The following is a 25917-nucleotide window of genomic DNA, read 5'->3' as shown; positions in this document are numbered from 1 at the left end:
CCTAGACTTGGAGCATGGCCCGCCTCGCACACGGACACGCGCTCGTCACCCTCTTCGAGGGGCGGCCGCTCGACGCCTGGTTCCCCGCCCCGGCGCTCGGCGCCGCCGACGGGAGCGCCGCGCCGGAGAGCCTCGCGCGCCACGCGGGCCCCGTGCCGGAGCGCGGCGTCGAGCTCGAGCCGCGGCTCGTGGAGATCGACCTGGATGCGTCGCCGTCGTCGGTCGAGGACGCCTACCTCCGCCTGCACCTCTTGAGCCACCGGCTCGTGCGGCCCAACTCGATCGACCTCGACGGGCTCTTCGGCACGCTCCCGATCGTCGCGTGGACGAGCGCTGGCCCCGTCGACCCCGAGTGGGCCGCGAGCCACCGCGTCGAGCTGCAGCGCGCCGGCATCCAGGTGCAGCTCGTCGACCGGTTCCCGCGCATGACGGACTACGTCGTGCCCTCGGGCGTCCGCATCGGCGACGCCGCGCGCATCCGCCTCGGGGCGCACCTCGCGCCCGGCACCGTCGTCATGCACGAGGGCTTCGTGAACTTCAACGCCGGCACGCTCGGCGCCTCGATGGTCGAGGGCCGCATCTCGCAGGGCGTCGTCGTCGGCGACGGCACCGACGTCGGCGGCGGCGCCTCGATCATGGGCACGCTCTCGGGCGGCGGCACGGCGCGGATCGTGATCGGCGAGCGCGTGCTGCTCGGCGCGAACTCGGGCGTCGGCATCTCGGTCGGCGACGACTCCGTCGTCGAGGCCGGGCTCTACGTCACCGCCGGCACGAAGGTGACGCTCGTGCCGGGCGGCGAGGCGGTCAAGGCCTCCGAGCTCTCGGGCCGCCCGAACCTGCTGTTCCGCCGCAACTCGCTCACGGGCGCCGTCGAGGCGGTCGCGCGCGATGGCCGCGGCATCGAGCTCAACGCAGCCCTGCACTGAGCGCGGCCGCGAGCTCGCCGCTCCGCCGACTGAGGGAACCCGCAGGATCAGCCGCTCGAGGGACGCGCAGGGCGGGCCGCACCTGAGAGGCTTGCGACCATGACGCATCCGACGCCGTCCGACGCCCAGCACGCCCCGCCGGCCCTGCACCTCGAGCAGCTCGCGAAGCGCTTCGGGCCGAAGATCGCCGTCGACGGGCTCACGCTCACCGTGCCGCAGGGCTCGATGCTCGGTCTCGTCGGCCCCAACGGCGCGGGCAAGACGACGACGCTCTCGATGGCGACGGGCCTGCTGCGCCCGGACCACGGCACCGCGGCCGTGCTCGGGCACGACGTGTGGCGCGATCCCGCCGCGGCGAAGGCGCGCATGGGCGTGCTGCCCGACGGCGTCCACCTCTTCGATCGCCTCACGGGCGCCGAGCTGCTGCGCTACAACGGCCTGCTGCGCTCGCTGCCCGAGGAGGAGGTCGCGCACCGCTCCGCGTCGCTGCTCGAGGCGCTCGGCCTCGCCGACACGGGCGGCACGCTCGTCGCCGACTACTCCGCCGGCATGCGCAAGAAGATCGCGCTCGCGAGCGCGCTCATCCACGCGCCTCGACTGCTCGTGCTCGACGAGCCCTTCGAGGCCGTCGACCCCGTCTCGGGCGAGGCGATCCGCGCGATCCTGCGCGGCTTCGTCGCCTCCGGCGGCACCGTCGTGCTCTCGAGCCACGTAATGGAGCTCGTCGAGTCGCTGTGCGACCGGGTCGCGGTCGTGGCCGACGGCCGGCTCATCGCCGCCGGGACGCTCGACGAGGTGCGCGCGGGCGCGAGCCTGCAGGAGCGCTTCGTGCAGATGGTCGGCCAGCAGGCGCAAGGAGGCGAGTCGCTCGCATGGCTGCGCACTTCGTAGCGCTCCGGTTCCGGCTGCTGCTCGGCACCCTCAAGCAGAGCCCGTGGGCGATCGTCGCGCTCGTCATGAGCGTGCTCGGCGGGCTGTCGCTGCTCGGCGGCACCGCGCTCGCCGCGATCGCCGTGCGCGCGCTCGCGCCCGAGGTCGGCGCATCGCTCGCCGTGCTCGGCGGCGCGGCGCTCATCGTCGTGCTCACCGCGATCGCCGTGCTCGTCGGCACGAGCGACCCGCTCGCGCCCGAGCGCTTCAGCCTCCTGCCGCTGCGCGCGCGGCAGCTGCGCGCCGGCCTGCTCGCCGCGCAGGTGCTCGAGCCCTGGAGCGTCGTCGCGGCGCTCGCGCTCGCGCTGTGGCTCATCGTCTGGTCCACCTCCCCCGTCGCGCTCGTCGCGGCCGTGCTCGCGCTCCCGATCGGCGTCGCGACGGTGCTGCTGCTCGCGCGCGCGAGCGCCGACCTGCTCGCGCGCCAGCTCGCGAGCAAGCGCGCCCGCGACGCGATGGCGATCCTGCTGCTGCTCGTGATCCTGTTCGCCGCGTTCGGCATCCAGCTCTTCGCGAGCGGGCTCGGGGCGCTCGCCGACGTCCCCGGCGCGATCCGCACGGCCGTCTCCGTGCTCGCGTGGACCCCGCTCGGCGCCGCGTTCGACCTCCCGCGCGCCGTCGCCGAGGGGGCGTGGCTCGAGTCGGCCGCGAAACTCGCGATCGCCCTCGCGACGATCGCGCTCGCGTGGTGGGGCTGGGGTCGCCTGCTCGGCGAGCGGCTCACGAACCCGATCGTGCTGCGCGGCGGCGGCCGCGTGCGCGAGGGCCGCGTGCTCGACCGGCTGCTGCCCGCGACCCCGACCGGTGCGATCGCCGCGCGCAGCATCCGCTACCGCCGCCGCGACGTGCGGCACCTCATGAACGTCATCGCGACCCTCATGATCCCCGTCATCATCGGCGGCGTGCACCTCGCGGGGCTCGTGCGGGTCGAGGTGCAGGGCGACGGCATCCCCGCCGACGGCCTCGCGTTCCTGCCGCTGCTCATGGCGATCGTCGCGGCCGCGATCGTGCAGATCGACGTCGCCTACGACAACAGCGGCTTCGCCTGGCACCTGCTCACCGGTGTGCGCGGCGCCGCGGATCGCGCCGGGAGGCTGCTCGGCATCTCGATCGTCTACCTGCCCGCGCTCGTCGTCACCGCCGTGCTCGCGACCTGGGCGAGCGGGCGCTGGGAGCTGCTGCCCGGGAGCGTCGGCGCGAGCGTCGGCACCTTCCTGCTCGTCGCGGGCGTGCTGCTGTGGCTCGGCGCCCTGCTGCCGGGCGAGGCGCCCGCGCCAGGCGCGAACCCGCTCGGCCGCGGCTCCTCCGGCGGCGTGCAGTCGCTCGCGGGGCTCGCGCTCACGCTCCCCGTGCTCGGCACGATCGGCGCGCCAGCGATCGGGCTCGCGATCGCGGCGATCTGGATCCCGTGGCTCGGCTGGCTCAGCCTCGCGGCAGGGCTCGTCGTCGGCGCCCTCGGCGCGTGGTTCGGGATCCGGGTCGGCGGCGCGACGCTCGACCGACGCGGCCCCGAGGTGCTCGCGCACGTGGCGAAGGAGCGCTGAGCGCGCTCCCCCGCTGGTCAGCCGATGAGCGCCTGCAGCGGGCCGCGCACGAAGAAGACGACGAAGAGCGCCGCGACGATCCAGAGCAGCGGCGAGATCTGCTTCACGCGGCCCGAGACGGCGTTGATGAGCACCCAGGCGATGAAGCCGACGCCGATGCCGTTCGCGATGTTGTAGGTGAGCGGCATCACGACGATCGTCAGGAACGCCGGCAGCGCCACTCGGAAGTCGGTGAAGTCGATGTCGGTGATCTGGCTCATCATCATCGCACCGACGACGACGAGCGTCGCCGCGGCGACCTCGAGCGGCACGATCTGCGTGAGCGGCGTGAGGAACATCGCGGCGAGGAAGAGCAGCCCCGTGACGACCGACGCGAGCCCCGTGCGGGCGCCCTCGCCGACGCCCGCGGCCGAGTCGACGAAGACGGTGTTGGAGGAGGCGCTCGCCCCGCCGCCCGCGACGGCGCCGAAGCCCTCGACGATGAGCGCGCGCTTGAGGCCCGGGAACTGGCCGTCGGGCGTCGCGATGCCCGCTTGGCGCGCGAGCCCCGTCATGGTGCCCATCGCGTCGAAGAAGTTCATGAACACGAGCGTGAAGATGAACATCGTCGTCGCGAGCAGCCCGATGCGCTCGAACGAGCCGAACGAGACCTGGCCGATGAGCGAGAGGTCGGGCAGCGCGACGATGCTCGTCGGCAGCGCGGGCGCGTTGAGGTTCCACGCGTCCGGGTTCGCGCCGAGCGAGGGGCCGACGCGGAAGATCGACTCGAGCACGATCGCGATCGCGGTCGTCGCGACGATGCCGATGAGCAGCGCGCCCTTGACGCGCCGGGCGAGCAGGATGCCCATGAGCACGACGCCGATGACGAAGGTCGCGGTCGGCAGCGACGTGACCGAGCCGCCGTCGCCGAGCTCGACGGGCGGCGACGCCGCACCGGTCGAGCGCACGAAGCCCGAGTCGACGAAGCCGATGAAGGCGATGAAGAGGCCGATGCCGACCGCGATCGCGCTCTTGAGCGGCGCAGGCACGGCGTCGAAGATCATCCGCCGCAGCCCCGTCGCGGCGAGCACGACGATGATGAGGCCGTTGATGAGCACGAGGCCCATGGCCTCGGGCCACGTGAGCTCGCCGACGAGGCCGAACGCGAGGAACGAGTTGATGCCGAGACCCGCGGCGAGGCCGAACGGCACGTTCGCGATGAGCCCCATCGCGAGCGTCATGAGCCCGCCGACGAGCGCCGTGACCGCCGCCACCTGGCCGTTGGGGAGCCATCCGCCCTCGACGTCGGTCGCGGCCTGCTCCGGCGCGAAGCCGCCGATGATGAGCGGGTTCAGCACGATGATGTAGGCCATCGCGAAGAACGTCACGAGGCCGCCGCGCAGCTCTTGCGCGACGCTCGAGCCGCGCTCGGAGATCTTGAAGAATCGGTCGAGCGCGCCCTTGGGCGACGCCTGCGTGGTGCTGGTCATGGGAGCTCCGTGCTCGTGCCGCGCAGGCGGCGGGGTCGGGGTCTAGATGTGGCGCTCGACGGGGCCGACGTAGAGCTGCTGCGGGCGCCCGATCTTCGTCTGCGGGTCGAGCATCATCTCGCGCCAGTGGGCGATCCAGCCGGGCAGCCGTCCGATCGCGAACAGCACCGTGAACATGCGCTCGGGGAAGCCCATCGCCTTGTAGATGACGCCGGTGTAGAAGTCGACGTTCGGGTAGAGCTTGCGCTCCTTGAAGTAGTCGTCGGCGAGCGCGACCTGCTCGAGCTCCTGCGCGATGTCGAGCAGCGGGTCGCGCACGCCGAGCTGGGCGAGCACCTCCTCGGCCGACTGCTTCACGAGCTTCGCGCGCGGGTCGTAGTTCTTGTAGACGCGGTGCCCGAAGCCCATGAGCTTGACGCCCTGCTCCTTGCGCTTGACGCGCTCGACGAAGCGCTCGACGCCCTCGCCCGAGTCGCGGATGCCGCGCAGCATCTGCAGCACCGCCTCGTTCGCGCCGCCGTGCAGCGGACCGGAGAGGGCGTGGATGCCTGCCGAGACGGACGCGAACAGGTTCGCCTCCGTCGATCCCACGAGTCGCACGGTCGACGTCGACGCGTTCTGCTCGTGGTCGGCGTGCAGGATGAGGAGCCGCTCGAGCGCGCGCACCATCACCGGGTTCTGCACGTAGGGCTCGGCCTGGATGCCGAAGTTGAGCTTGAGGTAGTTCTCGACGAAGCTCATCGAGTTGTCGGGGTAGAGGAACGCCTGCCCGATCGACTTCTTGTGCGCGTAGGCGGCGATGACCGGCATCTTCGCGAGCAGGCGGATGGTCTGCTTGTCGACCTTGGCCGGGTCGCGCGGGTCGTGGTCGGCCTCGTAGTACGTCGAGAGTGCCGAGACGGCGCTCGAGAGCGCGCTCATCGGGTGCGCGTCGCGCGGCAGCGCGTCGAAGAAGCGCCGCAGATCCTCGTGCAGCAGCGTGTGGCGGCGCACGCTGTGGTCGAAGCTCGCGAGCTCGTCCTCGGTCGGCAGCTCGCCGTAGATGAGCAGGTGCGCGACGTCGAGGAACGTCTTCTGCTCCGCAAGCTCCTCGATCGGGTAGCCGCGGTAGCGCAGGATGCCCTCGTCGCCGTCGATGTAGGTGATCGACGAGCGGGTCGCGGCGGTGTTGACGAAGCCGTAGTCGAGCGCCGTGAGGCCCGTCTCCTTCGTGAGCTTCGCGACGTCGATCGCCGAGCGGCCGTCGGAGGCCTCGAGCACCTCGAGCGGCGTCGTGCCGCCGGCGTGCTGCAGCGTCACGGTGCGCGGTGCGGATGCGTCCGCGGAGCGGGCAGGATCGAGCGCGGCGTTCTCAGTCACCATGACAGCCTACCCGGCGCGGAGCCGTGCCCCTCCTCGGTGCGGAGCCTCAGCCGCGCAGCCGCGCCGCGGCCTCGGCGATGCGCTCGTCGGGCGCGGTGAGCGCGAGCCGCACGCGGCTCGGGTCGCCGTAGAAGGTGCCCGGCGCCACCAGGATCCCGAGCCGCGCGAGCGCGTCGACCTGGGCGAGCGCATCCGTCCCGTCCGTGGCCCAGAGGTAGAGCCCCGCCTCGGAGGCGACGTCGAAGCCGTGCGCCTCGAGCGCCGGCAGCAGCTGTGCGCGGCGGGCGCGGTAGCGCTCGCGCTGCTCGTCGACGTGGGCCTCGTCACCGAGCGCGACGGCGAGCGCGTGCTGCACGGGGGTCGGCGCCATGAGGCCGAGGTGCTTCCGCACCGCGAGCACGCGCTGCACGAGCGGCACGTCGCCCGCGACGAACGCGGCGCGGTAGCCCGCGAGGTTCGACTGCTTGCTGAGCGAGTAGACCGCGAGCAGGCCCGTGAGGTCGCCGCCCGTGACGCGCGGGTCGAGGATCGAGGGCGCCTCGTCGACCTCCCACGGGAGCCGCGCGTAGCACTCGTCGCTCGCGACCACGATCCCCCGCTCGCGAGCGGCGACCACGATGCGCCGAAGCGCATCGGTGCCGAGCACCGCTCCGGTCGGGTTCGACGGCGAGTTGACCCATACGAGCCGCGTCTCGGCGGGCCAGTCGTCGGGGTCGTCGGCGGGCACGGGCGTCGAGCCCGCCATCCGCGCGCCGATGTCGTAGGTCGGGTAGGCGACGCGCGGGTGCACGACCGCGTCGCCGGCGCCGAGGCCGAGCTGCTGCGGCAGGCCCGCGACGAGCTCCTTCGAGCCGACGGTGACGAGCACGCCCTCCTCGGCGAGGCCCGGCACGCCGCGGACCCGCTCGAACCACTCGACGATCGCTCGGCGCACCTCGGGCGTGCCCCAGTTCGTCGGGTAGCCGTGCGCGTCGGTCGCCTCGCGGAGCGCGCGCTGCAGCAGCTCGGGCGTGGGGTCGACGGGCGAGCCGACGCTCAGGTCGACGAGGCCGCGCGGGTGCGCGGCGGCGATCGCCTTCGCGCCGGCGAGCGTGTCCCAGGGGAACTCGGGCAGCCGCATCCGACGCGTCAGACGCTCTGGGGCGGCAGGGCGGCGACGATCGGGTGGTCGTGCTTGATGACGCCGACCTTCGCGGCACCGCCGGGCGAGCCGATCTCGTCGAAGAAGTGCACGTTGGCCTCGTAGTACTCGGCCCACTCCTCCGGCGTGTCGTCCTCGTAGAAGATCGCCTCGACCGGGCACACGGGCTCGCACGCGCCGCAGTCGACGCACTCGTCGGGGTGGATGTAGAGCATCCGCTCCCCCTCGTAGATGCAGTCGACGGGGCACTCGTCGACGCACGCGCGGTCCTTGACGTCGACGCACGGGAGCGCGATCACGTAGGTCATGGCTGTTCCCCTTCCGTCGACGACCGATCGGGCTGCGCCCGTCCAGCCATCCTAATCCGCCGCATCGCCTCCGCGTCAGGCCACGCGAGCGCGACGAACGACGCGGCCGCCGGCACGAGCGTCCACAGCCAGCCGGCGAGGTTCGCGGGGATGAGCGCCCGCTCCGTGCCCCACGCGCCGCGGCCGAGCGGGTCGATCGCGACGAGCGCGACGACGCCGACGAGCCCGACGACGGTCGCGATGGTCAGCTGCCGCGAGCCCGAGGCGGCGCGCACGCCCGCGATGAGCCCGACTGCCGCGAGCAGCGAGAGCACGATGCCGAACGGCACCTGCTGGTGCGAGAAGGTGCCGACGACGCCGACGACGACGCCCGCGAGGAAGCCGGCGACGCGCAGGCTCCAGCGCGTGCGGCGCTCGGGTCGCGTCTCGATGAGCCGGTAGTGCTCGACCGCGTCGAGCGGGCGGCGCTGGCCGCCGACGTGCTCGACCTCGTCGTCGATGAGCACGAGCTGCGAGCGGTGCGCGGCGAGCGCCTCGGCGACGCGATCGCGCACCGGCGCGAGCTCGAAGGCGACGTCGGCCGGGCGGTCGGTGCGCACGTAGAGCGGCAGGTCGTACCGGCGCGCGGCGATGACGGATGCGCGGTGCGCGGCGACGTGGTCGGGGTGGCCGTAGCCGCCATCGGCGTCGTACGTGACGATCGCCGTCGGATCGACCTCCTCGATGACGGCGCCGAGGGCATCCGCGAGGTCGTCGAGGTCGGCGCGGCTCATCGCCGTCTCGGGCGCGTCGGGCGCGGCAGTCGCGCGGCCGGTCGCGAGCCACGACATGCCCGAGTCGTCCCAGCCGTGGATGCGGCGGCCGCGGGCGCCGAGGGCGCGCAGCGCCTGCTCGAGCTCGCGCCTGCGCACCTCGCCGACACCCACCTCCTCGACCTCTGCGCGGCTGTCGGGGCGCGACTCGCCCCGCTCGCCGAGCGTGAAGGTCGCGACGATCGAGGTGCCGCCGCCCGCGGCGACGGTGGCGATCGCGGCGCCGGTCGAGAGCGTCTCGTCATCGGGATGCGCGTGCACGAAGAGCACGCGCTCGAGGCGGGGGTCCATTCCGTCCATCCAAGCACTTCGCCGGCGCCCTCCCGGCCAGCGCGCTCCCCGGCCGGCGCTCGCGCCGCGGCTAGGACGTCGCCGGTCGCACGGGCGCGGGAACCCTGCCGAGATAGGGCAGCGCGCGGTCGGCCGCCGCCTCGATGCGCTCGAGCACGGCGGGGCAGCGCACGCGCCCGTGCGCGAAGTCCTCGCTCGCGGCGTACACGCCCACGGGCAGCGTGAGCGCCTGGAAGAAGGCGAACAGCGGCCGCAGCTGGTGCTCGATCGTGAGCGCGTGCCGGGGCGAGCCGCCGGTCGCGGCGAGCAGCACGGGCACGTCGGTGAGCGCCCGCTGGTCGACGAAGTCGAAGAGGTGCTTGAAGAGCCCGGTGAAGCTCGCGCGGTAGACGGGGCTGCCCGCGATCAGCAGGTCGGCGCCCTCGATCGCCCGGATCGCCCGCTCGGCGGACGCCGGCAGCGCGGCGCGGTCGAGCACTCCCGCGAGCGAGGGTCCCACCTCGGCGAGCTCGATGACCTCGATCTCGGCGCCCTGCCGCCGAGCGACCGCGTCGGCGAGCGCCGCGACGAGCGCGGTCGTCGACGAGGGCCGGTACAGGCTGCCGCTCACGGCGACGATGCGGAGTCGATCGGGATGCGTCATGCGGCAACGCTAGGTGCGCGGGCTCGCGCGACGCCCGAGTGTGACGCTCGGTGACGCAGCGGGACCCCTCCCACCCGGGGGGCAGGAGGGGTCCGCTCGAGGCTCGGTCAGCCCTGCTTCTTGAGGCGCGACGCCTCGCGGCCGCGGGTCGTCGCGTCGAGCGTGACCTTGCGGATGCGCACGTGCTGCGGCGTCACCTCGACGCACTCGTCGTCGCGTGCCCACTCGAGGCTCTCCTCGAGCGAGAGCTGCCGCGGCGGCGTCAGGCGCTCGAGCTCCTCACCGGTCGACGACCGGATGTTGTTGAGCTTCTTCTCCTTGGTGATGTTGACGTCCATGTCGTCGGCGCGCGAGTTCTCGCCCACGACCATGCCCTCGTAGACGTCGTCGCCGGGCTTGATGAAGAACGTGCCGCGCTCCTGGAGCGCCATGATCGCGTTCGGCGTCGCCGAGCCCGAGCGGTCGGCGACGAGCGCGCCGTTGTTGCGGGTCGTGATCGCGCCCGCCCACGGCTGCCAGCCGTGCGAGATCGCGTTCGCGATGCCCGTGCCGCGAGTGATGGTCATGAACTCGGTGCGGAAGCCGATGAGGCCGCGGCTCGGCACGACGAACTCCATGCGCACCCAGCCGGTGCCGTGGTTCGTCATCCCGTCCATGATGCCCTTGCGGCTCGCGAGCAGCTGGGTCACGGCGCCGAGGTGCTCCTCGGGCACGTCGATCGTCAGGTGCTCGAAGGGCTCATGCAGCACGCCGTCGATCTTCTTCGTGACGACCTGCGGCTTGCCGACCGTGAGCTCGTAGCCCTCGCGGCGCATCTGCTCGACGAGGATGGCGAGCGCGAGCTCGCCGCGGCCCTGCACCTCCCACGCGTCCGGGCGTCCGATGTCGACGACCCGCAGCGACACGTTGCCGATGAGCTCGCGGTCGAGGCGGTCCTTCACCATGCGGGCGGTGAGCTTCGCGCCCTTGACCTTGCCGGCGAGCGGCGACGTGTTCGTGCCGATCGTCATCGAGATCGCGGGCTCGTCGACGGTGATCGCCGGGAGCGGCCGCACGTCGTCGGGGTCGGCGAGCGTCTCGCCGATCGTGATCTCGGGGATGCCCGCGACCGCGACGATGTCGCCGGGGCCCGCGCTCTCGGTCGGCACGCGGTCGAGCGCCTTCGTCTCGAGCAGCTCGGTGATGCGCACGTTCGAGACCTCGCCGTCGTGGCGCACCCACGCGACCGTCTGGCCCTTGCGGATCGTTCCCGCCTTGACGCGCAGCAGCGCGATGCGGCCGAGGAAGGGGGATGCGTCGAGGTTCGTCACGTGCGCCTGCAGCGGTGCCTCGTCGTCGTACGTCGGCGCCGGGATGTGCTGCAGGATCGCCTCGAACAGCGGCTCGAGGTCCTCGCTGCCCGGCAGCTCGCCGTTCGCGGGCTTGACGGTCGACGCGCGGCCCGCCTTGCCGGACGCGTAGACGACGGGCACGTCGAGCACCGCGTCGAGGTCGAGGTCGGGCACGTCGTCCGCGAGGTCGGACGCGAGGCCGAGCAGCAGGTCCTGGCTCTCCCCCACGACCGCGTCGATGCGCGCGTCGGAGCGGTCGGTCTTGTTGACGAGCAGGATGACCGGCAGCTTCGCCTCGAGCGCCTTGCGCAGCACGAAGCGCGTCTGCGGCAGCGGGCCCTCGGAGGCGTCGACGAGGAGCACGACGCCGTCGACCATGGAGAGCCCGCGCTCGACCTCACCGCCGAAGTCGGCGTGGCCCGGGGTGTCGATGACGTTGATCGTCACCGGCCCGTCGGCGGCGTGCGCGCCGGCGTAGCGGATCGCGGTGTTCTTCGCGAGGATCGTGATGCCCTTCTCGCGCTCGAGCTCATTCGAGTCCATCGCACGCTCGTCATGCGTGTCGTGGGCGCCGAACGAGCCGGTCTGCGTGAGCATCGCGTCGACGAGGGTGGTCTTTCCGTGGTCGACGTGGGCGACGATCGCCACGTTGCGGAGGTCTGATCGCGCGGCGATCGGCATGCAGGTGCCTTCCGGTGTGTCTGGAGTGCGCGACGAACGGCCGCGGCCGCCCAGTCTAGCGGGCGGTCGCGGCCGTTCCTCGTCGAGCGGGCTCAGCTCGCCCGGCGCGCCTCCCGGCGCTCCCGCTGTGCGATCGGGTCGGGCAGGGGCACGGCCGAGATGAGGCGCTGCGTGTACGCCTCCTTCGGCGCGCGCAGGATCTCGTCGCGCGTGCCCTCCTCGACGATGCGGCCCTTCCGCATCACCGCGATGCGATGGGCGAGCGAGTCGACGACGGCGAGGTCGTGGCTGATGAAGAGGCACGCGAACTGCAGCTGCTGCTGGATGTGCGTGAGCAGCTCGAGGAAGCGCGCCTGCACCGACACGTCGAGCGCGCTCGTCGGCTCGTCGGCGATCAGCACCTCCGGGGCGAGCGCGAGCGCGCGGGCGATGCCGACGCGCTGCTTCTGGCCGCCCGAGAGCTCGTGCGGGTAGCGGTTGCGGTACGACGCGGGCAGCTCGACCGACTCGAGCAGCTCCTGCACGCGCTTGTCGAGGGCCTTCGCCTCGATCGGGTCCTTCGCCGCGCGGCGCGAGAGCAGGATCGGCTCGCCGATCGACTCGCCGATCGGCATGCGCGGGTTGAGCGACGACGACGGGTCCTGGAAGACGATGCCCGTCTTCTCGCGCAGCGGCCGCAGGTCCTTCATCGACGCCGCCGAGATGTCGAGGCCCGCGACGCTCAGCGTGCCCGACGTGATGGGCAGCAGGCCGATCGCGGCGCGGCCGAGCGTCGTCTTGCCCGAGCCCGACTCCCCCACGAGCCCGACGATCTCGCCCGGGTAGACCGCGAGGTTGATGTCCTCCGCCGCCCGGAACGCCGGCACGCGACCGCGCTTCGGGTACTCGATCACGACGTCCGTGAACTTCAGGATGGGCTCGACGGAATCGGAGACCTTCGAGGCCTCGAACGCGCGGCCCGTCTGGTCCTCGTGCACGCCGAGGTACGGGACGGCGGCGAGCAGCTCCTTCGTGTACTCGTGCGAGGGGCGCTGGAAGACGTCGAGCGCCGTGCCGCGATCGACCATCTCGCCGTTGCGCATGACGATGATGCGGTCGGAGAGGTCGGCGACGACGCCCATGTCGTGCGTGATGAGGATGACGGCGGAGTTCAGCTCGTCCTTCAGCTTGCGCATGAGGTCGAGCACCTCGGCCTGCACCGTCACGTCGAGGGCGGTCGTCGGCTCGTCGGCGATGAGCAGCGACGGGTCGCACGCGAGCGACTGCGCGATCATCGCGCGCTGGCGCTGCCCGCCGGAGAGCTGGTGCGGGTACTTGTTGAACGCGGTCGGCGGGTCGGGGATCTCGACCTTCGCGATGAGCTCGATCGCGCGCTCCCTCGCCGCGTCGGGCGTGAGGTCGAAGTGGCTGCGCAGCGCCTCGACGATCTGGAAGCCGATCGTGTAGACGGGGTTGAGCGCCGTCATCGGCTCCTGGAAGATCACCGCGATCTCGTTGCCTCGGATGTGGCGCATCTCGCGCACCGGGATGCCGAGGATCTCGCGGCCCTTGAGCTTGACCGAGCCGCGCACGCGCGCGTTGGGCGGCAGCAGGCTGATGAGCGCCATCGCGGTCGTCGACTTGCCCGAGCCGGACTCGCCCACGATCGCGAGCACCTCGCCCGCGCGCACGTGGAAGTCGGCGTCCTTGACGGCCGGGTAGAACGTGCCGTCGACCCAGAAGTCGACGTTGAGGCCGCTGGCCTCGAGGATGACCTCGCGCTCGGCGACGGGGGCGGCTGCCGTATCGGTCACGGGAGCTCCTCTCCTGCGTAGTCAGGGAAGCAGTGGTGGTCTGCGAAACTGAGTGGATGGCCTATCAACGAGCGGTGTTCCGATCGTCCTTCGGCAGGGTGATCACGGTGGTGATCGGGATCCTCATGGCGCTCGCGCTCGTGAGCGTCATGCTCGCCGACGATCCGGCGTCGAGCCTCTGGGTGCTCCCGTGGCCGCTGCTCGGCGCAGCCGTCACGTGGGCGTTCATGTGGCGGCCGCGCGTCGTGATCGACGGGCAGGGCGTCGCGATCCGCAACCCCTTCACCGACTGGGACGTGCCGTGGGGCGCCGTGAAGCGCATCGACACGAAGTGGGCGCTCGAGCTCACGCTCGAGCGCGGCACCGTCACCGCGTGGGCGGCGCCCGCGCCGAGCCGCTACGGCATCGCCCGCATCACGCGCGAGGACATCCGCCTCGCGCGCGAGTCGAGCACCGTCGGCGGGGGCATCCGCCCCGGCGACTCCGTGCACAGCGTCTCGGGCGCCGCCGCGCACGTCACGCGTGCCCACTGGGAGGAGCTGCGCGACGAGGGCCTGCTCGACGACTCGGCCCGCGCGACGCGCTCGTGGAGCGCGCCGGCGATCGCGGTCGTCGCGGTGCCGGCCCTCCTCGCGGCCGCGGGGCTGCTGCTGCGCTGACCGCACGTCAGTCCCGATCGCGGTCGGGATTGTCGCCCGCCGTGTCGCCCTCGACGCGCGGCGCGCGGGCGTCGGGCCCCGGCGCCTGCGCTTGGCCGACGCTCGCCGTGGCGCTCATCGCGTCCTCGGCCTCGGCACCGCGCAGCGCCGCCGCGTCGGCCGCGGCCGTGTCGGACTTGCGCATCGCGCGCTCGGACGGCATGCGCTTCTGGCGCGGGTCGAACGCGTCGCGCAAGCCGTCGCCGATGAAGTTGATGCACAGCGCGATCGTGATGATGAAGATGCCGGGCCACCAGAACAGCCACGGCCGCGTCTGGAACGCCTCCTGGTTCTGGCTGATGATGAGCCCGAGCGACGTGTCGGGCGCCTGCACGCCGTAGCCGAGGTACGACAGCGCCGTCTCGGCGAGGATCGCGCCCGCCATGAGCAGCGTCGTGTTGACGATGATGACGCCCATCGCGTTCGGCAGGATGTGCTTGAAGATGATGCGGCCGTTCGAGGCACCCGCGACGCGCGCCGCGTCGACGAACTCGCGCTCGCGGAGCGTGAGGAACTCGCCTCGCACGAGTCGCGCGAGGCCCGTCCACGAGAACAGGCCGAGCACGAGCGCGAGGATGAACGCGCCGAGCTTGCCGAAGGTCGAGCCGATGACGGCGCCGATCACGATGAACGGGATCGTGATGATGACGTCGGTGAAGCGCATGAGCACGGCGTCGACCCAGCCGCGGAAGAAGCCCGAGAGCGCGCCGATCACGATGCCGATCGTCGAGCCGATGAGGCCGACGAGCACCATGATCATGAGCGACTGCTGCGTGCCGCGCATGACGAGCGCGAACAGGTCCTTGCCGATCGAGTCCTGCCCGAACGGGTGCTCCCACGACGGCACGCCGCCGTCGATGGGGCGCGGGTTCTGGGTCCAGTCCCACTGCCACCAGCCGGGCACCCGGACGCCGCCGAACGACAGGCCCACCGACGTGAAGGCGAGGAGGACGATGAGGGCGAGCACGACCATCGACACGACGGCGCCGACGTGGCGGAAGAACCGCTTCCGGACGATCTGGCCCTGGCTGAGGCCCTCCACCTCCTTGAGCTCGAGGTTCGCCTCGGCGTCGGTGATGTGGGGCTCGTTGGTCTGCGGGATGTTCGTGGTCATCAGCTCACCCGGATCCGGGGGTCGAGGGCCGCATAGGCGATGTCGGCCAGCAGGTTGAACAGGAGCGCGAGCGCGCCGGTGACGAGGAAGAACGCCATGACGGGGTTCGGGTCGACGCGGTCGAGGCCGTTCTGGAACATCGATCCCATGCCGGTCCAGCCGAACACGCGCTCGGTGATGACCGCGCCGCCGATGATGCCGGCGATGTCGAACGCGACGATCGTCGTGATCGGGATGAGCGCGTTCCGGAACGCGTGCCGCACGATGACGGTGCGCTCTGTGAGGCCCTTCGCGCGAGCCGTGCGGATGTAGTCCTGGTTCATGACCTCGAGCAGGCTCGCGCGGGTGTAGCGCGTGTAGCCGGCGAACGAGATGACCATGAGCGCGATCGACGGCAGCAGCAGGTGCGTGAACGCGTCGACGCCCTGCACGAAGAACGACGACTGCGCGAACCCGGGGTTCGACGCACCGATCGTCGCGATCGGCCGGCCGCGGATGAAGCCCGACTGCGAGTAGGCCTGCCACAGCTGCATGTGGCGGTCGACCACCATGATCGCGAAGACGAGGAACCCGGTCCACGCCGCGATCTTGCGGTTCGCGGCCTTGTTGTCGCCGCCGAAGAGGTGGCCGACCGCGACGCCGAAGAGGATCACCACGAGGAAGCTCGCGATCATGATCCACGCGTTCATCGGCACGACCTGCGGGTTGAACAGGTAGAAGTTCACCGGGTAGTAGAGCGCGATGCCGAGCGCCGCCATGCCGAGCGCGATGAAGAGCGAGCGGCGGTTCTTGAGGCCGGTGAGGATCGCCGTGACGAGCAGCGCGACCGTGAGGAAGAGCACCGCGATCGCGAGCAGCGAGAAGTCGAGGCCGAAGACGATGAAGCGCGGGTTGAGGAACCAGCCCGAGACGCTCATGTACCAGAGCAGCAGGCCGCCGGACGCGGCGGCGAGCCCGAACGTGATGAGCTTGCGCTTCACGTCTCCCCCGAGCACCGACATCCAGAACAGTCCGGATGCGAGCGCCACGAGGGCGATGACCCACCAGTGGATCTGCCCGCCCCGCTGCAGCCAGTCGTTCGCGCCGATGGCGAGGAACTGCTTGAGCAGCACCGCGAACCAGAAGATCGGCAGCGAGTAGAAGAGGAAGGAGACGAACGTCACGCCGTAGTCGTAGGCCGAGTACTGGCGCAGTGCCGTCGTGATGCCGATGATGATGCCGAGGATGATGGCGACGAGCGTCGCGACCGTGACGAGGCGGAGCGTCTGGTCCATCGAGTTGAGGAGCACGTCGAGCACGGGCTGCTGCTGGATGGTCATGCCGAAGTCGCACTGGCCGATGAAGCAGCCGGCGATGCCGCCGAGCCAGATGAAGTAGCGCAGCGGCGGCGGCACGTCGAGGTGCAGCAGGCGGATGCGGGCTTCGATGAGCTGCGCCGTGTTGGGCGTCTGGACTCCGCGCAGATCCTCGAGCGGGTCTCCCGAGAGGGCGACCATGTTGTACATGAGGAAGGTCGCGGCGAGCAGGATGAGCACCGCTGCGATCAGGCGCCTGACGATGAATGTCGCCACCGGTTCGCCTCCTTGGTTTCCGGTTCGGGATGGGTCCGCTCACGCTGATCGAGCGCGTCGGAAGACTTCATGCGAGAGGCGCCGGGCCAGGCGGCCCGGCGCCTCTCTGCCTGAAGGCCACATCACACTAGCAGTGGATGCGACCCCCGGCGGTCGGGGGGATCAGCCCTCCGAGACGTTCGTCTCGGTCGGGGTCCAGTCCCACACGTTCCAGAAGACCGTCGGCGCGAGCGGCGACGAGTCGATGCCCGAGACGCGGTCGGAGAACGCGGTGACCTCGGGGAACTGGAAGATGGTGATGCCGAACGCGTCCTCGACGAGGATGCGGTCGATCTCCTTGAGCAGCTCCAGCTGGCGCTCCTCGTCGACGGTCACGTTGAGCTCCTGGACGACGGCGTCCATCTCCTCGTTCGAGTAGAACGACATGTTGTTGATGCCGCCCGTCTCGAAGTTCGGGCCGACCGAGGCGACGCCGAGCGACGTCGACTGCCAGCCGAACAGCGAGGCGTCGTAGACGCCCGGAGCACCGAGGAGTCCGCCCCACTCGGGCGACGAGCAGTCGGTGACCGACCAGCCGGCCTGAGCGGCCGACTCGCGGATGAGCTCGAACTCCGACACGCGGCGCGGGTTCGTCGAGGCGAACAGGAGGCAGACCTCCGTGCCCTCGGCGAGACCGGCCTGCTCGCGCAGCGCCGTGGCCTGCTCGATGTCGACCTCGGCGTACATGTCGAGGATGCCCGACTCCTCGACCGACTCGTCGTAGCCGTTCGCGCCCGGGACGAAGACCGCGGAGTTGCGGACCGTGGCCTCGGGGTTGAGGGGCTTGATGAGGCGGTCGACGATCTCCTGGCGCGGGATCGTCATGAGGAACGACTGGCGAGCCTCGAGCGTCGAGAAGACGCCCGGGTTCTTCGACTGGTCGAACTGGAGGTCGACGTGCTCGTACGTCGCGCCCTCGCCGTAGTTGACCGTGATGCCATCGGTGCCCTCGAGGGCAGCGCGGACGTCAGGCGTCGCCTGCGGCTGGATGATGTCGACGTCGCCGTTCTGGAGCGCCGTCACCGCCGCCATGGCGTCGGTGATGAAGCGGACCGTGATGGTCTCGACCTGCGGCTGGTGGTCGCCGACGTAGTTCTCGTTCGCCTGCAGGGTGATGTACTGGTCGGCGACGAAGTCGGTGATCTGGTACGGGCCGTTGGCGGTGAGCACCGACGTGTCGGACGGCATCTCCGTGAAGTTGAAGCCGTTGTTCCACTCTGCGGCGAGCTGGCCGATGACCTCGGTGTCCTCGTTCGCGATCGCGTCGAGGACGGCCTGCTTGGCCTCCATGGCGTCCTCGATGCCGAGGGCGCGCTGCGCGATGACGTGAGCCGGTAGGCCCGCCTGGAACGCGAGCTCCCAGTCGACGTAGAAGTCGGAGTACGTCATGAGGATGCCGCGGCCGTCCTCGTTGACCTCCGGCGCCTCGCGGACGAGGCCGACGCCCGAGTCAGGCGTGGCGCCCGAGTCGAAGAAGACCGTGCCCTCGGGGAACTCGGTCGTGAACGCGCCGGTCTCCGGGTCCTGGAACTCGGCCGGGTCGAAGTCGGCCGTGTTGAACGCGCCCGAGAGGGCGGCCCAGTTGAGCATCATGTCCGCGGCGTCGACCGGGACCTCGTCGCTCCACTGCACGTCCTCGTTGATCGTGTACTGCACCTGCAGCGGGTCCTCGGAGACCAGCTCGTAGGTGCCGAACGACTCGTCGCGCTGCAGCTCCGGGGTGTTGTCGTAGTAGTTGAACCCCGAGTAGGTCATGTAGTTGATGTTGTTGTTCGCCGTCGCGTTGCCGAACGACGTGTTGCCGTTGGCCGAGTAGAACGGCTGGTTCCACGCGACGGTGATCGAGGTGCCCTCGACGATCTCCGCTCCTGGCGCCTGTGCAGGCGTGCAAGCGGAGAGGACGAGTGCTCCCGTTGCGAGCAGCACGCCGCCCGCAGCGAATCGCTTGATCCTCAATGTTCCTCCTGTGCAAGGTGAGCGCGCGGCCAGGAAGCCGCAGTGCTCTGGATGAGTCCCACCTTAGGCCCCGCTCAAGCCCGCGCCGGCGCCGAACGCCGGATCGTTACCAACTCGACGCAGAATCGTGATCCTCGCGCGAGCGGTGCCGTGCGCGCTCGCATCGTGCGCGAGCGGCGCGCGCACGCCCGGTTCGTGCCGACCGTACGCTGAGGAGGTGACCGAGCCCATCCGCCCCGACGCGCCCTCGAGGCGGCGGCTGCAGTGGGAGCTCGCGATCGTGCTGCTGCTCTCGCTCGGCGGCAGCGCGCTGTGGTCGGTGCTGCAGTTCGCCGACGTGTCGACGCGCGAGGCGCCGATCGGCGAGCAGTCGGTCGCGCTCAACCCGGCGCGCTCCGACCGGGCGTGGCTCGACCTCTCGTACCAGCTCACCGGCATCGTGCTCGACCTCGTGCCGGTCGCGCTCGTGTGCTGGCTGCTGTGGCGCGCGCGCCCACCCCGCCTCGGCGCGCTCGGCATCGACTGCTCGAGGCCCGCGCGCGACGCACTCTCGGGGGTCGCGCTCGTCGCCGTCATCGGCGTGCCGGGGCTCGCGCTCTACCTCGCCGGCCGGCAGCTCGGGCTCTCGGTCGACGTCGTGCCGTCGCCGCTCGACGCGCACTGGTTCACGGTGCCGGTGCTGCTGCTGTCGGCGCTGCGCGCGGGGCTCACCGAGGAGGTCATCGTCGTCGGCTACCTCTTCGAGCGACTGCGGCGCCTCGGTTGGGGCACGTGGCCGATCATCGTCGCGGCGGCGCTGCTGCGCGGCGTCTACCACCTCTACCAGGGCGTGCCCGGGATGGTGGGCAACGTCGCGATGGGGCTGCTGTTCGGCTGGCTCTACGCGCGCACGGGCAGGCTCGTGCCCCTCATCGTCGCGCACACGCTCATCGACGTCGCCGTCTTCGTCGGCTACCCGTGGGCGTACGCGGCGCTGCCTGGGCTCTTCGCGAGCTGACCCGTCAGGGGGCCCCACCCTGGTCGATGCCCCACTCCCACGCGTTCCACGTGAGGGATGCGGGACCGGGCCTCGGCGAGACGCCCTGCACCTCGGCGGCGCTCACGGTGAGCATCGAGGGCTCGATGAGCGGCAGCGCGAGCGCATCGGCGACGAGCGAGGCCTCGATCGCGAGCAGCGTCTCCTCGAGCGCCTCGGGGTCGCCGGTCGCGAGCGCCTCGTCGAGCAGCAGCTCGCGCTCCGGGTCGGCGAGCGCGGTGAGCCCGCCGCCCCGCCACCGCTCGACGACCGAGGCCGCGTCCCGCGGCGCCTCGACGCGGTGCAGCACGGCGCTCCAGTCCTGCTCCTCGAGCCCCGCGGCGAGGTCGTCGACGCCGCAGTCGACGACGGCCCAGCCCGCCTCGGCCGCTTGCGCGGCGAGCGCGGGCAGCGCGGCCGCCGCGAACGCATCCGCCCGGTCGTACCGCACGCAGATCGGCGTGCCGGCGGCGATGCCCATCGACTCGCGCTCCGCGATCGCGGCGTCGAGGTCGCGGCCGCCGAAGGCCTGCGGGAAGCCGGCGTCCTCGAGCGCGTAGTCGTGGAGGCGAGTGCCGGGCAGGAACAGCAGCGCGTCGACGCCGCTCGCCTCGGCGGCGCGCTCGCCGAGCGCCGCCTCGGCGACGCCGCGGCGGTCGATCGAGTGGAGGAGGGATGCGCGGCCCGCGGTCGACTGCAGCGGCGCGCGGTCGGTGCGGAGCGTGAGCTCCCAGCGGCTCCCGTCGCCGTGCTCGGCGAGGGTCGCGCCGTCGCGGTCGAGGTCGCGCACCGCGGTGCGGTCGGCCTCGGTCGGCACGACGGTCGCGACGTCGACCTCGCCGGCCGAGAGAGCGGCGAGCGCGGCCGCGTCGTCGGCGACCGACCGCAGCGCGACGCGCTCGATCGCGGCGCCCTGCGCGCCGACGTAGCGGTCGTTCGCGACGAGCTCGACTCGTCCGTCGCGCACCCGGTCGACGCGGTACGCCCCCGACGAGACGAGCAGGTCGGCATCCGAGGCGGCCGGGTCGATCGCGAACGCGGAGCTCCACGCGGCCGCGAGCGGCGCGAGCGCGAGCGGATCGGCGCGGTCGATCGCGTCGAGCACGCGCTGCTTCGCCTCCATCGGGTCGCGCACGCCGAAGACGCGCTGCCCGAGCACGTGCGCGGGCACCGCGACCTCGAGCGCGGTGCGCCAGTCGGGCACGGGCTGCTCGAAGGCGACGTCGATCGACCGCGACCAGTCGTCGCGCGCGGGCCGCTCGGTCGCGAGCGCCATGCCGCCGGCGTCCGCGACGTCGAACCACACCTCGCTCGCGCCGAGCTCGATCGAGCCGTCGGGAGCGCGTCGCCCCTCGACGTCGAGGTCGTCGGTCGAGAGGGCGTTCGAGGCCGCCGCCCACGCGAGCATGAGGTCGGCGGCGTCGAGCGGCACGCCGTCGGACCACCGCACGCCGTCGGCCAGGTCGTAGCGCACCGCGAAGCCCGCGCCCTCGACGACCGTCGCGGTGCCGAACGAGGGATCGGCGCGGTGCTCGCCGTCGGCATCCACGACGAAGAACGCGCCGCGCGTCATCGCCGCGACGTCGCGGTTGCCCTCGGTCGCGCCCGTCGTGCTCGCGGCGTTCGCGTCGGTGAGCTCGCCGCTCCAGGCGACCTCGACGCTCGTGCCGGGCTGCACGCGCGGCGTGACGTCGGGACCGCACGCGCTGAGCGCGAGCGCGGCGATCGCCGCCACGGCCGTCGCGACGACGGTCCGGGCGGCTATGGGGCGACGACCGCGCTGCGGCATCAGGCGAAGGCCTCCACCGGCGGGCAGCTGCAGACGATGTTGCGGTCGCCGTACGCCTGGTCGACGCGCGCGACGGGCGGCCAGTACTTCGCCCGCTCGATGCCCGGCACCGGGAAGACGGCCTGCTCGCGCGAGTAGGGGCGATCCCACTCGCCGTGCACGATCGAGCCGGGCGTGTGCGGCGCGCGGCGCAGGGCGCTCTCGTCGAGCGGCACCTCGCCCCGGCCGATCGCCTCGGCCTCGGCCTTGATCGCGATCATCGCGTCGACGAAGCGGTCGAGCTCGGCGAGGTCCTCCGACTCCGTCGGCTCGACCATGAGCGTGCCCGCGACGGGGAACGACATCGTCGGCGCGTGGAAGCCGAAGTCGACGAGCCGCTTCGCGACGTCGTCGTTCGTGACGCCGGTCGCCTCCTTGAGCGGGCGGAGGTCGAGGATGCACTCGTGCGCGACGAGGCCGTGCTCACCCGTGTAGAGCACCGGGTAGTGCTCGCGCAGGCGCGTCGCGATGTAGTTCGCGGCGAGCACGGCGCTCGCGGTGGCCTTCGTGAGGCCCTCGAGCCCCATCATGCGCACGTACGCCCACGAGATCGGCAGGATCGACGCAGAGCCCCACGGCGCGGCCGAGATCGGGTTGGCGCCGATGCGCACGCCGTCGATCTCCTGCGCCTGCTCCCGCGGGTCGCGCGGCAGGAACGGCGCGAGGTGCGCCTTCGCCGCGACCGGGCCGACGCCCGGCCCGCCGCCGCCGTGCGGGATGCAGAACGTCTTGTGCAGGTTGAGGTGCGAGACGTCGCCGCCCATGTCGCCGAAGGTCGCGTGGCCGAGCAGCGCGTTGAGGTTCGCGCCGTCGATGTAGACCTGGCCGCCGGCCTCGTGGACGAGGTCGGTGATGCGGCGGATCTCGGACTCGTAGACGCCGTGCGTCGACGGGTAGGTGATCATGAGCGCGGCGAGCTGCCCCGCGTGCGTGCCGATCTTGGCCTCGAGGTCGTCGACGTCGACATCGCCGTTCCCGCGCGTGGCGACCACGACGACGCGCATGCCGGCGAGCACGGCGCTCGCCGCGTTCGTGCCGTGCGCCGAAGCGGGGATGAGCACGACGTCGCGGTGGCCGTCGCCGCGCGAGTCGTGCCAGCCGCGGATGGCCATGAGGCCCGCGAGCTCGCCCTGCGCGCCCGAATTGGGCTGCAGCGAGACGGTGTCGTAGCCGGTGATGCGCGCGAGCCACTCGCCGAGCTGGTCGATGAGGGCGAGCGAGCCCTCGGCGTCCTCGAGCGGGCCGTACGGGTGCGGCTGCGAGAACTCGGGCCACGTGATGGCCTCCATCTCGGCGGCGGCGTTGAGCTTCATCGTGCACGAGCCGAGCGGGATCATGCCCCGGTCGAGCGCGTAGTCGCGGTCGGAGAGCCGCTTCGCGTAGCGCATGAGCTGCGTCTCGGAGCGGTGCGCGTGGAAGACCTCGTGCGTCATGAACTCGCTCTCGCGCGCGAGCGTCGCCGGGATCGCCCGATCCCCCGTGCGTGCATCGGCGGGGCCCGCGTCGGCGAGCCCGAGCGCGGGCAGCAGCGCGTCGAGGCGCACCCCCGTGCCGAGCTCGGCCCACGTCTCGTCGAACGCGACGTGCAGGGTGTCGTCGTCGACGACGTGCACGAGGATGCCCGCGTCGGCCGCGCTCGCCTGGAGCTCGCGCGCCCGGCCGGGAACGCGCATCCGCACGGTGTCGAAGAAGTGCTCGTGGACGAGCTCGATGCCCGCCTCTCGCGCCGCGCGGGCGAAGCGCGTCGCGACCGCGTGGACGCCCTCGGCGATCGCGGTGATGCCGTCGGGCCCGTGGTAGACGCCGTACATCGACGCCATGACGGCGAGCAGGACCTGTGCGGTGCAGATGTTGCTCGTGGCCTTCTCGCGGCGGATGTGCTGCTCGCGGGTCTGGAGCGTGAGCCGGTAGGCGGGGTAGCCCTCGGCGTCGACCGAGACGCCGACGAGGCGGCCGGGCATCTGGCGAGTGAGCTGCTCGGCGACGGCCATGAAGCCCGCGTGCGGGCCGCCGAAGCCCATCGGCACGCCGAAGCGCTGCGAGGAGCCGACGACGATGCGCGCGCCCTGGTGGCCCGGCGCCTCGATGAGCGCGAGCGCGAGCAGGTCGGCCGCGGCGACCGGCACGCCGCCCATCGCGGTCGAGGCCGCGAAGATGCCGCGCGCGTCCCAGACCAGGCCGGATGCGCCCGGCAGCTGCGCGACGACCCCGAAGGAGTCGGGGAGGTCGGCCGGGTCGATCGTGGCGAGCGGCAGCTCGACGAGCTCGATGCCCGTGCGATGGGCGCGGTGGCGCAGCAGCGCCCGCGACTGCGGCAGCAGGTCGGTGTCGACGACGAAGACGGAGGACGGCGACTTCGAGGCGCGGCGCGCGAGCAGCATCGCCTCGACGACCGCGGTGCCCTCGTCGAGCATCGACGCGTTGGCGACGTCGAGCCCCGCGAGGTCGGCGACCATCGTCTGGAAGTTGATGAGCGCCTCGAGGCGGCCCTGGCTGATCTCGGGCTGGTAGGGCGTGTAGGCCGTGTACCACGAGGGGTTCTCGAGGATGAGGCGCTTGATCGGCGCGGGCGTGACCGTGCCGGCGTAGCCGAGGCCGATCGCCGAGTGGCGCACGCGATTGCGCGACGCGAGCGCGCGCAGCTCGGCGAGCGCCTGCGTCTCGGTCGCCGCCTCGCCGATGCCGGTGCCGGCCGAGCGGATGCCCGCGGGGACCGCGGCGTCCATGAGCGCCTCGAGCGAGTCGAAGCCGACGGCGCCGAGCATGCGCTCCTGCGCCGCCGCATCGGTGCCGATGTGGCGGTCGACGAAGGGGCGCATCAGGCGGTGAGCTCTCGGTAGGCGGCCTCGTCGAGCAGCTCGGGCTCCTCGGTGAAGCGCACCTTGACGAGCCAGCCGGCGCCCTCCGCGGCGGAGTTGACGAGCGTCGGGTCGCCCGCGACCTCGTCGTTGACCTCGACGACCTCGCCGGCGGCGGGCACGATGAGCTCGCCGACCGACTTCGTCGACTCGATCTCACCGATCGCCTCGCCTGCCGCGAACGAGCGGCCGACGCCCGGCAGGTCGACGAACACGACGTCGCCGAGCGCCGACTGGGCGTAGTCGGTGATGCCGATCGTGGCGACGTCGCCCTCGATGCGGATCCACTCGTGGTCGGCGGTGTACTTGGTCTCGCTCATGGTTCAGGCCTCTCGCTTGTAGAACGGCAGCTGGGTGACGGTCGCGGGCAGCTGCGTGCCGCGGACGTCGACGGTGAGGGCGTCGGAGCCGGCGGAGCCGGGCTCGACGAGGGCCATCGCGATCGGATGGCCGAGGGTGGGCGACAGCGCGCCACTCGTGACTCGGCCGACCTGCCGGTCGCCGTCGAGCACGGGGTAGCCGGCGCGCGGAGCGCGGCGGCCCTCCGCTGTGAGCGCGACGAGCACGGGCGCGTCGTCGGCGGGGCCGGCCTCGACCGCCGCTCGGCCGACGAAGTCGCCCTTCGCCTTGAGCGCCACGACCCGGGCGAGCCCCACTTGCGCGGGCAGCACGTCGAGCGAGAGCTCGTTGCCGTAGAGCGGCATGCCCGCCTCGAGGCGGAGCGTGTCGCGTGCGGCGAGCCCGCACAGCGCGAGGCCGTGCTCCGCTCCCGCGACCACGACGGCGCGCCACAGCGACTCCGTCGCGTGCGCGGCGATGTAGAGCTCGAAGCCGTCCTCGCCGGTGTAGCCCGTGCGGGCGACGAGCACGTCCTCGCCCTCGAACACCGCCGGCAGCGCGCGGTAGTAGCGCAGGGCCTCGAGCGGCTCGGACTCGAGCCCGATCGCACCGACGATCGCCGCGGCGGCGGGCCCTTGCACGGCGACGAGCCCGGTCTGCTCGGTCTCGTCGACGACGCTCGCGTCGAAGCCCGCGACGCGCGCCTCGAGCGCCGCGAGCGCCGCCTGTCGGTTCGACGCGTTCGCCACCACGAGGTACTCGGGCGCCGCGCCCGACTCGTCGACGCGGTAGACGATGAGGTCGTCGACGATGCCGCCGTGCTCGGCGAGCAGGAGCGAGTACTTGGCCTGCCACGGCTCGATCGACGAGATGCGGCCGGCGAGCGCGTGGTCGAGGAAGGCGCCCGCGTCGGGCCCGCTCACGCGCAGCTCGGCCATGTGGCTGAGGTCGAAGAGCCCCGCGCGCTCGCGCACCGCCTGGTGCTCGGCGAGGTCGGAGCCGTAGCGCACGGGCATCTGCCAGCCGGCGAAGTCGATGAGCTGCGCACCCGCCTCCTCGTGCACGTGCAGGAGCGGCGAAGCCGGCTGCGGAGCGTCTGCGGTCATGAGTCCTCCCGTGTCTGGACTCCCCCACTGTCGCGATCGTCGCCGATCGCTCCAGAGCGGCCTGCCCGTGCGGTTCGAGGACCTGAGAGTTTGGCGGGGAGGCTTGCTCCTTCGGTGCCCCCGGAGGGGCTCTCCCGCACGGGTGTGCAGCGGCCGGCTATG

Annotated in this window: 20 protein-coding genes and 1 riboswitch; of the genes, 5 read left to right on the top strand and 15 right to left on the bottom strand. The window is 72.1% G+C overall.

Going from position 1 to position 25917, the window contains the following annotated elements; all coding sequences use genetic code 11:
* Positions 1 to 14: 14 nt before the first annotated feature.
* From dapD to JSQ78_RS13625, 3 genes are all read left to right on the top strand, one after another.
* Entirely contained in the window at positions 15 to 926 is a 912-nt protein-coding gene (dapD, locus tag JSQ78_RS13635) for a 2,3,4,5-tetrahydropyridine-2,6-dicarboxylate N-succinyltransferase (RefSeq protein WP_211448345.1), read from the top strand.
* A 99-nt stretch (positions 927 to 1025) separates the two neighbouring features.
* Positions 1026 to 1817 (top strand): ABC transporter ATP-binding protein, encoded by a 792-nt coding sequence (locus JSQ78_RS13630; protein ID WP_211448343.1) that lies wholly within the window; start codon positions 1026 to 1028, stop codon positions 1815 to 1817.
* Entirely contained in the window at positions 1799 to 3400 is a 1602-nt protein-coding gene (locus tag JSQ78_RS13625; protein WP_211448341.1) for a hypothetical protein, read from the top strand. Before JSQ78_RS13630 ends, JSQ78_RS13625 begins: the two co-directional genes overlap by 19 nt.
* Before the next feature lie 17 nt (positions 3401 to 3417).
* On the opposite strand, the gene JSQ78_RS13620 is transcribed toward JSQ78_RS13625, so the two are convergent.
* The 8 genes from JSQ78_RS13620 to JSQ78_RS13585 all read right to left on the bottom strand — a co-directional run bounded on the left by JSQ78_RS13620 (position 3418) and on the right by JSQ78_RS13585 (position 13231).
* Positions 3418 to 4869: an NCS2 family permease gene (locus JSQ78_RS13620; protein ID WP_211448340.1), complete on the bottom strand. Its 1452-nt coding sequence runs from the start codon at positions 4867 to 4869 to the stop codon at positions 3418 to 3420.
* Between the two features lie 42 nt (positions 4870 to 4911).
* Positions 4912 to 6129 (bottom strand): citrate synthase, encoded by a 1218-nt coding sequence (locus tag JSQ78_RS13615; protein WP_502756155.1) that lies wholly within the window; start codon positions 6127 to 6129, stop codon positions 4912 to 4914.
* A gap of 148 nt (positions 6130 to 6277) precedes the next feature.
* Positions 6278 to 7351 carry a succinyldiaminopimelate transaminase gene (gene dapC / locus JSQ78_RS13610; protein ID WP_211448336.1) on the bottom strand — a complete coding sequence of 358 codons (1074 nt, stop codon included), beginning with the start codon at positions 7349 to 7351 and terminating at the stop codon, positions 6278 to 6280.
* An 8-nt stretch (positions 7352 to 7359) separates the two neighbouring features.
* Entirely contained in the window at positions 7360 to 7680 is a 321-nt protein-coding gene (fdxA, locus tag JSQ78_RS13605) for a ferredoxin (protein WP_021010148.1), read from the bottom strand.
* Positions 7677 to 8783: a PIG-L family deacetylase gene (locus JSQ78_RS13600; protein ID WP_211448334.1), complete on the bottom strand. Its 1107-nt coding sequence runs from the start codon at positions 8781 to 8783 to the stop codon at positions 7677 to 7679. Before JSQ78_RS13600 ends, fdxA begins: the two co-directional genes overlap by 4 nt.
* A 70-nt stretch (positions 8784 to 8853) precedes the next feature.
* Positions 8854 to 9426 (bottom strand): FMN reductase, encoded by a 573-nt coding sequence (msuE, locus tag JSQ78_RS13595; RefSeq protein ID WP_211448332.1) that lies wholly within the window; start codon positions 9424 to 9426, stop codon positions 8854 to 8856.
* Positions 9427 to 9533: 107 nt separating this feature from the next.
* Complete coding sequence (gene typA, locus JSQ78_RS13590; RefSeq protein ID WP_211448330.1) at positions 9534 to 11438, bottom strand: translational GTPase TypA; 1905 nt, start codon at positions 11436 to 11438, stop codon at positions 9534 to 9536.
* Positions 11439 to 11530: 92 nt separating this feature from the next.
* Entirely contained in the window at positions 11531 to 13231 is a 1701-nt protein-coding gene (locus JSQ78_RS13585) for an ABC transporter ATP-binding protein (protein WP_249295736.1), read from the bottom strand.
* A 74-nt stretch (positions 13232 to 13305) separates the two neighbouring features.
* Here JSQ78_RS13585 and JSQ78_RS13580 point away from each other — a divergent pair, with 74 nt between their 5' ends.
* The gene (locus tag JSQ78_RS13580) at positions 13306 to 13890 is read left to right on the top strand and encodes a PH domain-containing protein (RefSeq protein WP_211448328.1); all 585 of its coding nucleotides are present in this window, start codon (positions 13306 to 13308) and stop codon (positions 13888 to 13890) included.
* Between the two features lie 7 nt (positions 13891 to 13897).
* On the opposite strand, the gene JSQ78_RS13575 is transcribed toward JSQ78_RS13580, so the two are convergent.
* The 3 genes from JSQ78_RS13575 to JSQ78_RS13565 all read right to left on the bottom strand — a co-directional run bounded on the left by JSQ78_RS13575 (position 13898) and on the right by JSQ78_RS13565 (position 18609).
* On the bottom strand, positions 13898 to 15043 hold the full coding sequence (locus JSQ78_RS13575) for an ABC transporter permease (RefSeq protein WP_211448327.1): 1146 nt from the start codon (positions 15041 to 15043) through the stop codon (positions 13898 to 13900).
* A complete protein-coding gene (locus tag JSQ78_RS13570) occupies positions 15043 to 16614 on the bottom strand; it encodes an ABC transporter permease (RefSeq protein ID WP_211448325.1) in 1572 nt (523 codons plus the stop codon). Before JSQ78_RS13570 ends, JSQ78_RS13575 begins: the two co-directional genes overlap by 1 nt.
* 162 nt (positions 16615 to 16776) lie before the next feature.
* Positions 16777 to 18609, bottom strand: a complete 1833-nt coding sequence (locus tag JSQ78_RS13565; protein ID WP_249295734.1) for an ABC transporter family substrate-binding protein — start codon at positions 18607 to 18609, stop codon at positions 16777 to 16779.
* Positions 18610 to 18826: 217 nt separating this feature from the next.
* Between JSQ78_RS13565 and JSQ78_RS13560 the strand changes: the two genes are divergently transcribed.
* Positions 18827 to 19606 (top strand): CPBP family intramembrane glutamic endopeptidase, encoded by a 780-nt coding sequence (locus tag JSQ78_RS13560; protein ID WP_211448324.1) that lies wholly within the window; start codon positions 18827 to 18829, stop codon positions 19604 to 19606.
* Between the two features lie 4 nt (positions 19607 to 19610).
* Here the strand turns inward: JSQ78_RS13560 and JSQ78_RS13555 are convergent, their stop codons facing one another.
* From JSQ78_RS13555 to gcvT, 4 genes are read right to left on the bottom strand one after another with little or no spacing between them, the layout of a single operon-like run.
* Positions 19611 to 21359 carry an ABC transporter substrate-binding protein gene (locus JSQ78_RS13555; protein WP_211448323.1) on the bottom strand — a complete coding sequence of 583 codons (1749 nt, stop codon included), beginning with the start codon at positions 21357 to 21359 and terminating at the stop codon, positions 19611 to 19613.
* Between the two features lie 53 nt (positions 21360 to 21412).
* On the bottom strand, positions 21413 to 24271 hold the full coding sequence (gcvP, locus tag JSQ78_RS13550; RefSeq protein WP_211448322.1) for an aminomethyl-transferring glycine dehydrogenase: 2859 nt from the start codon (positions 24269 to 24271) through the stop codon (positions 21413 to 21415).
* The gene (gene gcvH / locus JSQ78_RS13545) at positions 24271 to 24630 is read right to left on the bottom strand and encodes a glycine cleavage system protein GcvH (protein WP_021010136.1); all 360 of its coding nucleotides are present in this window, start codon (positions 24628 to 24630) and stop codon (positions 24271 to 24273) included. Before gcvH ends, gcvP begins: the two co-directional genes overlap by 1 nt.
* A gap of 3 nt (positions 24631 to 24633) precedes the next feature.
* Complete coding sequence (gcvT, locus tag JSQ78_RS13540) at positions 24634 to 25755, bottom strand: glycine cleavage system aminomethyltransferase GcvT (protein ID WP_211448321.1); 1122 nt, start codon at positions 25753 to 25755, stop codon at positions 24634 to 24636.
* Positions 25756 to 25815: 60 nt separating this feature from the next.
* A riboswitch (glycine riboswitch) is annotated at positions 25816 to 25902 on the bottom strand.
* Positions 25903 to 25917 lie beyond the last annotated feature (15 nt).

The sequence above is a fragment of the Agrococcus sp. Marseille-Q4369 genome (genome assembly GCF_018308945.1).
GTDB lineage: Bacteria > Actinomycetota > Actinomycetes > Actinomycetales > Microbacteriaceae > Agrococcus.
Note: the sequence above shows the minus strand (reverse complement) of the source record. Positions and strands in the feature narration are given on the sequence as shown.